The organism is Roseobacter sinensis (assembly GCF_025755255.1).
In the GTDB taxonomy this organism is placed as follows: domain Bacteria; phylum Pseudomonadota; class Alphaproteobacteria; order Rhodobacterales; family Rhodobacteraceae; genus Roseobacter; species Roseobacter sinensis.
This window is the reverse complement of the sequence record NZ_JALIEB010000004.1, coordinates 141,519-151,664: the sequence shown is the minus strand read 5'-3', so window position 1 is coordinate 151,664 and position 10,146 is coordinate 141,519. Positions and strand designations below refer to the sequence as shown.

At 63.6% G+C, this 10,146-nt stretch carries 10 protein-coding genes, 1 tRNA gene and 1 riboswitch; of the genes, 6 read left to right on the top strand and 5 right to left on the bottom strand.

Going from position 1 to position 10,146, the window contains the following annotated elements:
- The 4 genes from cobW to MUB52_RS08070 form a co-directional block, all read right to left on the bottom strand.
- Nucleotides 1-1,059, bottom strand: a complete 1,059-nt coding sequence (gene cobW, locus MUB52_RS08085) for a cobalamin biosynthesis protein CobW (RefSeq protein WP_263843702.1) — start codon at nt 1,057-1,059, stop codon at nt 1-3.
- Nucleotides 1,052-1,450, bottom strand: a complete 399-nt coding sequence (locus MUB52_RS08080) for a DUF1636 domain-containing protein (protein WP_263843701.1) — start codon at nt 1,448-1,450, stop codon at nt 1,052-1,054. Before MUB52_RS08080 ends, cobW begins: the two co-directional genes overlap by 8 nt.
- An 86-nt stretch (nt 1,451-1,536) precedes the next feature.
- Nucleotides 1,537-1,744, bottom strand: a riboswitch (cobalamin riboswitch).
- A gap of 176 nt (nt 1,745-1,920) precedes the next feature.
- The gene (locus MUB52_RS08075) at nt 1,921-2,088 is read right to left on the bottom strand and encodes a hypothetical protein (protein ID WP_263843700.1); all 168 of its coding nucleotides are present in this window, start codon (nt 2,086-2,088) and stop codon (nt 1,921-1,923) included.
- Between the two features lie 823 nt (nt 2,089-2,911).
- Nucleotides 2,912-2,988 (bottom strand) — tRNA-Arg (locus MUB52_RS08070).
- Between the two features lie 121 nt (nt 2,989-3,109).
- On the opposite strand from MUB52_RS08070, the gene MUB52_RS08065 reads away from it, so the two are divergent.
- The gene (locus tag MUB52_RS08065; RefSeq protein ID WP_263843699.1) at nt 3,110-4,153 is read left to right on the top strand and encodes a LacI family DNA-binding transcriptional regulator; all 1,044 of its coding nucleotides are present in this window, start codon (nt 3,110-3,112) and stop codon (nt 4,151-4,153) included.
- Nucleotides 4,150-5,361 carry a winged helix-turn-helix domain-containing protein gene (locus MUB52_RS08060; protein ID WP_263843698.1) on the top strand — a complete coding sequence of 404 codons (1,212 nt, stop codon included), beginning with the start codon at nt 4,150-4,152 and terminating at the stop codon, nt 5,359-5,361. Before MUB52_RS08065 ends, MUB52_RS08060 begins: the two co-directional genes overlap by 4 nt.
- 279 nt (nt 5,362-5,640) lie before the next feature.
- On the opposite strand, the gene MUB52_RS08055 is transcribed toward MUB52_RS08060, so the two are convergent.
- A complete protein-coding gene (locus MUB52_RS08055) occupies nt 5,641-6,156 on the bottom strand; it encodes a winged helix DNA-binding protein (protein ID WP_263843697.1) in 516 nt (171 codons plus the stop codon).
- A 183-nt stretch (nt 6,157-6,339) separates the two neighbouring features.
- Here MUB52_RS08055 and MUB52_RS08050 point away from each other — a divergent pair, with 183 nt between their 5' ends.
- From MUB52_RS08050 to MUB52_RS08035, 4 genes are all read left to right on the top strand, one after another.
- A complete protein-coding gene (locus MUB52_RS08050; protein ID WP_263843696.1) occupies nt 6,340-7,320 on the top strand; it encodes a TRAP transporter substrate-binding protein in 981 nt (326 codons plus the stop codon).
- A 61-nt stretch (nt 7,321-7,381) separates the two neighbouring features.
- Complete coding sequence (locus MUB52_RS08045; protein ID WP_263843695.1) at nt 7,382-7,906, top strand: TRAP transporter small permease; 525 nt, start codon at nt 7,382-7,384, stop codon at nt 7,904-7,906.
- Nucleotides 7,907-7,910: 4 nt separating this feature from the next.
- The gene (locus MUB52_RS08040) at nt 7,911-9,218 is read left to right on the top strand and encodes a TRAP transporter large permease (RefSeq protein ID WP_263843694.1); all 1,308 of its coding nucleotides are present in this window, start codon (nt 7,911-7,913) and stop codon (nt 9,216-9,218) included.
- The gene (locus MUB52_RS08035) at nt 9,219-10,145 is read left to right on the top strand and encodes a hypothetical protein (RefSeq protein WP_263843693.1); all 927 of its coding nucleotides are present in this window, start codon (nt 9,219-9,221) and stop codon (nt 10,143-10,145) included. It begins immediately after the preceding gene.
- Nucleotide 10,146 lies beyond the last annotated feature (1 nt).

Here is a 10,146-nt window from a genome sequence, read left to right as displayed (position 1 = left end):
CTACTCGGCGGGCTCGGGCGCGTGGACGCCCAGCACCGCTTCGATGGTAGCGCGTTTGATGTCGTCATGCTCGGCGATCACCACGAGACGCCCCCGCCGCGCCTCGTCCGGCTGCCAGGGGCGGTCGTACTGGTGCCGCACGCGGGCGCCGACCGCCTGCACCAGCAGACGAATCGGTTTGCCGGTGACGGCGGCATAGCCCTTCACGCGGAGGATGTTGTGATCATTCGCCAGCGTTTCGACCGCGCGCACGAGGTCCGCCGGATCAGAGAGTTCGGGGATATCGACGACGATGCTGTCGAAGTCCTCGTGGTCGTGGTCATGCGGCGCGTCGTGGTGGCTGGGGCGCGCATCCATATCGTCTTCGGCGGCGGCCTCGAGCCCGAGGATCACCCGCGGGTCGACCACGCCTTCGGCCACCTCGACCACGGGCAGCGGGCGGGGTGCTTCGGCTGCGATGATTTCTTTGGCCTTGGCCACACCCTCAGGACCAGCGAGGTCGGGTTTCGTCAGCAGGATGATGTCGGCGCAGGAGATCTGGTCTTCGAAGACCTCGGACAGCGGGGTTTCGTGGTCGATGCTCTCATCCGCTGCGCGCTGCGCATCGACGGCGGCCACGTCCGGCGCGAAGCGGCCCGCGGCGACCGCCTCGGCGTCCGCCAGGGCGATCACGCCGTCGACGGTGATCTTCGAGCGGATGTCAGGCCAGTCGAAGGCCTTCAGCAGCGGTTTCGGCAGGGCGAGACCGGAGGTTTCGATCAGGATGTGATCGGGGCGCGGATCGAGCGCCATCAATGCCTCGATGGTCGGGATGAAGTCATCCGCCACGGTACAGCAGATGCAGCCGTTGGCGAGTTCCATGATGTTCTCCGCTGGGCAGTCGGGGATGGCGCAGCTTTTAAGGATGTCACCGTCCACGCCCACATCGCCGAACTCATTGACAACCACCGCCAGCCGTTTGCCACCGGGGTTCTGCATCAGTTGGGAGATGAGCGTCGTCTTCCCCGAACCGAGAAAGCCGGTGATCACGGTCACAGGGAGTTTGGCGAGATCAGTCATGGTCAGCCTCCAGCGGCGGAATGCGCGCGATGCAGTTGCGTTTGAAATGCTCCGGGCGCTCGCGCCATGGGATCAGCCCGTCGTCGGTCGCGTTGTAGCGGGCGGCCCCCTCAATCAGAACGTCCGGATGCGACACTTCATCGATATTTCCGTAAATGTATGTCCATCGGGCACCGCCCCGCAGGGCCACCGTGCAGCCGTGGTCGCAGTTTTGCAGACATTCGACAGCGGTGAGGCGGATGCCGGCGGGCAGCGTATTGGCGGCCAGCCTATCGTAGAGGCGCTGGCCCGGGCGACGCTCGTCCTCCGGGGTCTCCTGACCGCGGCGGCATTTGATGCAGACCAGCAATTCGGTTGGCGGTGGATCAGGCTCGGAGGCCGTTGTTGTCATGTCCATGTCCCATCTGTCATGGGACGCGGGTCAGATGGCGAGAGGGCCCGACGTGGGACATATCTCGACACCGGAACACCCCGTCCGGTTTTCGCAGCATGCTGGCAGGTCTCCCGGCTTGCGGATCACGGCCTTGCGGCCTGCGGTCTGCCCACCTTCCCGGAGCAATGCTCCAGTGGTCTTGGCAGCCCTTTCCGTTCACGGTCGCGGGGGCGGCTGTGCTTCACCGGGGAGCCCGGCTGCACATTCCCTTTTCACTTGGCAGGGCCAAGCACCAGCATGCAAAGCAGTTGCTTTGGATCGGGCGGATTTGTCAAGCGGAACCGGAACCGAAGCCCAGGTTCGACGCGGCATGGCGCAGGTTCAAGCCGCACCTGTCCTGCAAATTTCCAACGGACGCGCCTCGGCCCAAGTCCTCTGCCGGACCTTCTGGGTCGAATTGAAGATCAGAAGATTGATCTCGCGGGCCATCATCTTGAGTGCTCCACAACGATTTCGGCAGGCTGACGGTCCAGCGCCAGGAGCAGCGTGCGAACGGCGATCAGGTCGATATCGCTCCCAGCCTTGTGGTCGCTGTTCATGGCGCGGGCGATCTTGTTCAAATTGTTGCCCGCACGTACAACCGCCGCCAGCAACACGGGATCGACCTCTGGCGGTCTTGCGCGCCGCTGCATCCGCTCAGCGGACAAGAGGGCGCGTGATAGTCGGACAGGGATCGCTCCTCAGCGCAGGCTTTGCGAAGCCAAGCGTCGCGCTCATCCGCAGTAAAGCGCACCCGCAAAACCAGATCAGGCACCAGACGCGGCTTTGGCTCTCGCTTATTCATGCCTGCCACCTGAGGCGCTTTGCGCCGGGCTTGGGGGCGAGGGGCAAAGGCCCGCCCATTCCCTCGCAAGATGCATGTCGCGTAGCCTCGATCCACCCAACCTGCCGTTTCGATATTGCAAGGACATGGCCCATCCTCTCTAGTGAATGCCAGATCGCACAAATCCTACCTTGAAGGAAATCTGACGGCCGGCAGTTGTCGATAGCGAACTCGAGGTACTCCACGGCACCTTTCGAAAGGCCAAGCGAAACTCCGGCTCGTTTCAGAAGCCGTTTCAGTTTGTAGGGTGTAATGTCAGCGGGTAAGCCACCATGTGTCAGCCTTACACTCATGACGCACCGCGCAACGGCAACTCGTTGCCTTGAATCCCAGTTGCTTCCGCGACGGTGCTTGAGGTCAGGTCACGGAGAAAGCTGGACGCTTTTGCTGTAGATTTGATCCCGGTCTCGGTTGCCGCCGAGCCGGGATTTTTCCGTCTTTGGGATCGCCAAATTCCTTTATCCGGCGGGTTGGGCTCTACAGGTTTTGTACCGATGTTCTTTACATGTGCCGGCACAGAGGCCGCAAAATGCTGCACGCTCTTGCAAAGCGGACCGTACGGAGCACTGCAACAATTTGTGTTCGTTGTCTTTTTTTGGCGACCCCGGCAGGATTCGAACCTGCAACCTGCCCCTTAGGAGGGGGCTGCTCTATCCAGTTGAGCCACGGGACCGCCTGGCCCGGGTGTAGAGCAACTCATCCGCTTTGTCATCGCCCGAATGCCGCGTCGAAGTGCGCTTGCGAGCGAGGCGGTACCTGCGGTACCAAGGGGCAACAAAAGCAGGACATGTGCAGTGACAAGACCCAAGCAGCGCCCGTTGACCCTTCGCGACGTATCGGAAGCCTGCGGAGTGTCGGAGATGACGGTCAGCCGTGTGCTGCGGAACCGCGGAGACGTGTCGGAGGCCACCCGGCAGAAGGTGCTGGAGGCGGCCAAATCGCTGGGCTATGTGCCGAACCAGATCGCGGGGTCACTCGCCTCACAGCGGGTCAACCTGGTGGCCGTGATCATCCCCTCGCTGTCGAACATGGTGTTTCCCGAGGTCCTGACCGGCATCAACCGCACCTTCGACGGCACGCCGTTGCAGCCCGTTGTCGGTGTCACCGACTACCTGCCCGAGAAGGAAGAGCAGGTGCTCTACGAGATGCTGTCCTGGCGGCCCTCCGGCGTGATCATCGCGGGGCTGGAGCACTCGGACGCGGCGCGCGCGATGTTGCAGAACGCCGGCATTCCGGTGGTGGAGATCATGGACACCGATGGCAATCCGGTGGATGCCATGGTGGGCATTTCGCACCGCCGTGCGGGGCGGATGATGGCAGCGGCGATCCTGAAGGAAGGCTACACGCGCATCGGCTTCATGGGCACGAAGATGCCCCTCGATCACCGGGCGCGGAAGCGATTCGAAGGGTTCACCGAGGGGCTGACGAAGGCGGGCATCGAGATCGAGGCGCGCGATTTCTACTCGGGCGGCTCTGCGCTGGCAAAGGGCCGGGAGATGACACAAGCCATGCTGGAGCGTGCTCCGGACCTGGATTTTCTGTACTATTCCAATGATATGATCGGGGCAGGCGGGCTTTTGTACCTCCTCGATGAGGGGATCGACGTACCCGGGCAAATCGGGCTTGCCGGCTTCAACGGCGTGGAGCTTCTGCAAGGGCTGCCGCGCCAGCTCGCCACAATGGACGCCTGCCGGTTGGAGATCGGGGCGGCGGCGGCGCAGATCATCCTCGACCGCAGCGCACTGCCAGAGGATGCCGACCCGGGCGAACCGGCACGGATTTCTCTCACGCCCACGATCACCTACGGGGACACGCTGCGCCGCAACCAGCGCCGATGAACACGGCCGTTCTCGACAATAGATCCGCACGGCGGCTGTTTCTCGACCGCCACGCCTTGAGCGAGACGCCAGCGGGGCCCGCCAAGGGCGCAGACCTGCTTGCGCTGATCGAGCGGCTGGGCTTTGTGCAGCTTGACAGCATCAATACGCTGGCGCGGGCGCATGACTTGATCCTGTTCTCGCGACGCCCCGCCTACCGCCCCAAAGCACTGAAGCTGCTCCATGAACGCGATCGGCAGCTTTTCGAGCACTGGACCCATGACGCGGCCGTGATCCCCATGGGATATTATCGGCAGTGGCAGCTGCGACGCGAACGGGATGCGGCGCGCCTGCGCGAGAAATGGAGCGCGTGGCGGCGCGACGGCTTCGAGGCGCAGTTCCAGCCCGTCCTGAATCAGATCCGCGAGCAGGGGCCGCTCTGTTCCTCGGACGTGGGGCTGGACGAGAAACGGGGCTCCGGCGGGTGGTGGGACTGGCACCCCTCAAAGACGGCGCTGGAGTACCTCTGGCGGAGCGGTGTCCTCTGTGTCGTGGGACGCGACGGGTTCCGCAAACGATATGACCTGACCGAGCGGGTGATCGACGAGACGCTCTGCCACCCGCTGGATCCGGAGGAGCATGCAGAGATCGTGGATTGGTGCTGTGCCGGTGCGCTTGAGCGGCTCGGGTTTGCGACGCCAACGGAGATCGCCGCCTTCTGGGACCACGTGACGCTCGAGGAAGCCAAGGCGTGGTGTGCCGGGGCCGTCGCGAAGGGGGACCTGCAGCCTATCGCGGTCCTCTCAGCGGCGGGAAAACCGCAGAGTTGTTACGCCCGCCCCGGCATCTTGGCCGATCCGGCCCTGACCACGGAGCCAACATCGCGCTTGCGCGTGCTGAGCCCATTCGATCCGGCGCTGCGCGACCGCAAGCGGGCGGAGCGACTCTTTGGCTTCGATTACCGGATCGAGATTTTCGTGCCCGAGGCCAAACGCAAATACGGCTATTACGTCTTTCCCATCCTCGAGGGTGATCGGCTGGTGGGGCGGGTGGATATGAAGGCCTTCCGCGACCGTGATGTGCTTGAGGTCCGCGCGCTCTGGCCCGAGCCGAAGGTGCGTTGGGGCAAAGGCCGTCATGCCGCGTTCGAGGCGGAGCTTGCACGGCTCACCCGGCTCGCGGGTGTCGGATCAGTCGCGTTTTGCGACGATTGGTTGTGCCAGGCCTAGGCCAAATGGCCTCTTCACCCGTCTGCAAATACTCAAAAATCAAACCTTCGTAAGAGAATGACCTGCGTCATTCTGGGGACCACACTGCCCGATTGTCCCGCCCGGCTGATAGGCTGGGCATCGCCCGACCTCCCCCCGGAGGGCGATTTTGACGTCAAGCCAAGAGCGTAACATCGGGAGTCTTGGAACGGCATGCACTGCTGTTGGTGGTGCAAACGCCCTCCAGGTCGGGCGACGCCCTTGGCACAAAGATGTCGCTTACCGCAAAGTCCACCAAATCTAGTACGTCGTGGCCGCCCGCGCTGCCTGATCGTATTGTCCGGACATTAGCCGCAGGAGCGAAGCGGCGTGGCTCACCTGCTCCGGCTCCAGCCCCAGTTCACCCACCGCGCGCAACAGCAGGCCTTCGCGGATTTCGCGGTAGCGCACGCAGGTCTCCGCGCCCTTCTCGGTGGCAGCCACGGTCTTTTCCTTGCCCTGCCGCCCGTCCGTCACCAACCCCGCCTTGATGAGCTTTTTGACCGCGTAATTCACGGTGTGCGTGTCCTCGACATTGAGCACCAGACAGATGTCGGCGAGCTTTTTTGGCCGGTCCCGGTGATAGACCGAATGCAGCACCAGCACGTCCAGCGCACCCAGTTCCGGATAGCCTGCCATCGCGATGGCCCGCACCATCCAGCGGTGGAACGCGTTGTTCGCCAGCGTCAGACCGAACTCCAACTCCGAGATCTCCGCGAAGGAGCCGCTCGCGAGATGCGCGGAGGAGACGACAGGGCCGAGAAAACCATCAGACATACTGGAATTCTCCTCAACGCAGACATTTTGTCAACATTTTGTTGACGTGTTGTGAAAGTTGCGCAGTATTGACCCCAGGGAATCATCCCGCGGTGCCTCCGGCTGTCCGCGCGATGGATTGCTCGTGCGACCGGGGCCAACCCCAGCGCGCGGAACAACAGACGACCAACAAGGGAAAACCACATGACATTCACGAAAGCACTGATGGCCGGGACGGCCACGCTGGCGTTGACCGCGAGCGCGGGTCTGGCCGCGGAGAAATGGGACATGCCGATGGCCTATTCGGCGTCCAATTTTCATTCGGAGAACGGCGTGGCCTTCGCCGAGTGCGTCGGCGCGGGCACGAACGGTGAGATCACCATCGAGGTACACCCCGGCGGGTCGCTCTTTGCCGGCGCCGACATCAAGCGCGCGATCCAGACCGGTCAGGTGCAGATCGGCGAGCGGCTGCTCTCGGGCCACCAGAACGAGAGCGCCATCTTCGGCTTTGATTCCGTGCCCTTCCTCGCGCCGTCCTTCGAGGACAGCGAGAAGCTGTATCAGGCCGCCAAGCCGAAAATCGAAGCACTGCTCGACGAGCAGAACCTCGAACTGCTTTACGCGGTTCCATGGCCACCCCAGGGCCTCTATTTCAAGAAAGAGGTCAACAGCGTGGCGGACATGGAGGGGATCAAGTTCCGCTCGTACAACAACACCACCAGCCGTCTGGCGGAGTTAACTGGCATGTTGCCGGTGACCGTCGAGGCGGCCGAGATCAGCCAGGCCTTTGCGACCGGTGTGGCGGAGTCGATGGTCTCCTCCGGTGCGACGGGCTACGACCGCAAGGTCTGGGAGAGCCTCACGCATTTCTACGAGGTCGACGCCTGGCTGCCGCGCAACTACGTGATGGTCAATCAGGACGTCTGGGCTGATGTATCGGACGCCAACAAGGAAGCGATCCGCGCCTGTGCAACGGAAGCCGAAGCACGCGGGCTGCAGGCCTCGAAGGACTACACCCAGTTCACCATGGACGGGCTGGCCGAAGGTGGGATGACCGTGCAACCGGCGGGTGATGCACTGATGGCAGAGCTGCGCGAGATTGGTGCCACGATGACCGCCGAGTGGCTGGAAGCGGCGGGTGAAGAGGGTGCGGCCCTTGTCGATGCCTTCAAGGCCTCGCAGTAATCGCGACGCGGGCGGTGCATCCGGCGCCGCCCATTTTCTGACAGCCTAGAGGGGTGGGCCGGTGACTGCGATCCGCAAGACGCTTGATTTTCTGTATCTGGCCTCCGGCGTGGCGGCGGCCCTCTGCCTGATCGCCATTCTGGGTCTGATCGTGGCGCAGATGGTAGCGCGCTGGACGGGCGAGATTTTCCCCGGGGCCCCGGATTACGCCGGCTACGCGATGGCGGCGGCGAGCTTTCTGGCCTTTGCCAATGCGCTCAATCGCGGGGCGCATATCCGCGTGTCAATCCTGCTGAATGCGGTCACGGTCAAGACCCGGCGGATGCTGGAGATCTGGTGTTTCGCCATTGCGGCGGGGGTGGCGTGGTACTTTACCTATTACGCCTATTGGTTCGTCTATTGGTCGTGGAAGTTCAACGAGGTGAGCCAGGGACAGGACGCCACCGCGCTCTGGATTCCGCAATCCGTCATGGTGATCGGCGGCGGGCTGATGGCCATCGCGCTGACCGACAATCTCGTCGCCGTCATCTTCAAGGGCGATCATCGGATCGTCCGCGAGACGGTCGAAGACAGCTTCGAGGTCTGATGCCATGACCGAGCTTTATGCGATCATACTGTTCCTCGTTGTCCTCTTCCTGTTGCTCGGCACCGGCGTCTGGGTGGGCCTCGCGCTCATGGGCGTGGCCTGGGTCGGCATGGAGCTTTTTACCACGCGGCCCGTCGGCGACACGATGATCACTACGATCTGGGCATCCTCTTCGAGCTGGACGCTGACTGCGCTGCCGCTCTTCATCTGGATGGGCGAGATCCTCTACCGCACGCGTCTGTCCGAAGACATGTTCAAGGGGCTGTCGCCCTGGCTCGCGCGGATGCCGGGCGGGCTGGTGCATACCAACATCGTCTCCTGCACGATCTTTGCGGCTGTGTCGGGCTCCTCCGCCGCGACGCTGACCACGGTCGGAAAGATGGCGATCCCGGAGCTGCGCGCGCGGGAGTATCCCGAGAAGATGGTGATCGGCACCCTGGCCGGTGCCGCGACGCTCGGGCTGATGATCCCGCCGTCGATTGCGCTGATCGTTTATGGCGTGACGGTGAACGAGAGCATCACCAAGCTCTTTTTTGCAGGCGTCTTTCCGGGGCTGATCCTCGCGGGCATGTTCATGGCATATGTGGCGATTGTCTCGAAACTCTCGCCGTCGTGGAACCCGCGCATGGACACAGGCCTCAGCTTTGCTGAGAAGCTGCGCAATTCGCGGTTCCTGCTGCCGGTTCTGCTGCTGATCACCGTGGTGATCGGGTCCATGTACGGCGGCTATGCCACGGCGACGGAAGCTGCGGCCATCGGTGTGATCGGCGCGTTGGTGCTGGCGGCAGCGCAAGGCTCGCTCACGCCCACGTCCTTCCGCGAGAGCCTGATGGGTGCGATGCGCACCTCCGCGATGATCGCGCTCATTCTCGCTGGCGCGGCGTTCCTGAAGCTCTCGATGGGTTTCACGGGCCTGCCCCGCGCGCTGGCCGACAACATCGCGGCGATGGAGTTGGGGCGGTTTGAGCTGCTGATGGCGCTGCTGGTCTTCTACATCATCCTCGGGATGTTCCTCGACGGGATCTCGGCCGTCGTTCTGACCATGGCCATTGTCGAGCCGATGGTGCGTGAGGCGGGCATCGACCTCATCTGGTTCGGCATCTTCGTGGTGGTCGTCGTCGAGATGGCACAGATCACCCCGCCCATCGGGTTTAACCTGTTCGTGCTGCAGGGCATGACCCGGCACGAGATGGGGTATATCACCAAGGCCGCGTTGCCGATGTTCCTGATCATGGTGCTGATGGTCTTCGTGCTGATCTGGTTCCCCGGCCTCGCCACGTGGCTACCGGACAACATCCGCAACACGCCGTAGATGATGCGGGCCCTCGGCTTATGTGCGACCTACTCCCGTACCCTGCTGATCCTCGGCCTTCTGGCCGGCGTCGGGCTGCCCGGCCTTGCCACTGCAATGGCGCCGTGGCTGCCGGAGATGGTGGCGGTTCTGCTGGTGATCACGGCCTTTCGCATCGGGCACCGCGCGGCCTTTGGCGCGCTCAGCGATCTGCGGTGGAGCCTGCCCGCCGTGTTGGTGCTTCAACTGGCGGTGCCGCTGACGGTCGCCGCGCTTGGGCATCTGGCGGGCCTCGGCGGCACGCCGTTCGCGCTCGCGGTGGTGCTGGCCTGTGCCGCGCCGACCATTGCGGGCGGAGCGTCGCTGGCGATCATCCTGCGGCAGGATCCGGGGCGCATGATGCAGTTTCTGGTGCTGGGCACGGCGCTCTTTCCGCTCACACTGCTGCCGGTGCTGGTGGCCGTACCGGTCGTGGTCGATGTCTATGTCCTGGTCGGTGTCGGGCTGCGGGCGCTGCTCATCATCCTTGGTGCGGCCGGGCTCGGATTCCTGCTGAGGCAGTGGCTGCTGCCGGTGGCGAGCCCTGCGCAGATCAAGGCGATGGACGGCGCGTCGGTGCTCTCCTTTGCGGTGATCGTGGTGGGGTTGATGGCCGCGCTTGGTCCGATGCTGCGCAGCGACCCGATGTCTGCGCTGCTCTGGGCGATGGCGGCCTTCACGTTGTCTTTTGGGCTGCAACTGCTGACGCTGCTGGTCCTGCGCCACTCGACGCTGGCGCATGTGAGCGGGCCGCTCGCGCTGGCGGCGGGCAATCGCAACATCGCGCTGTTTCTTGTGACCCTGCCGCCCGAGGTCATGGCACCGGTGATGATCTTCGTCGCCTGCTGGCAGCTGCCCATGTATCTGACCCCGATCCTGCTGCCCCCGCTCTACCGGCTGGCGCCTTGAG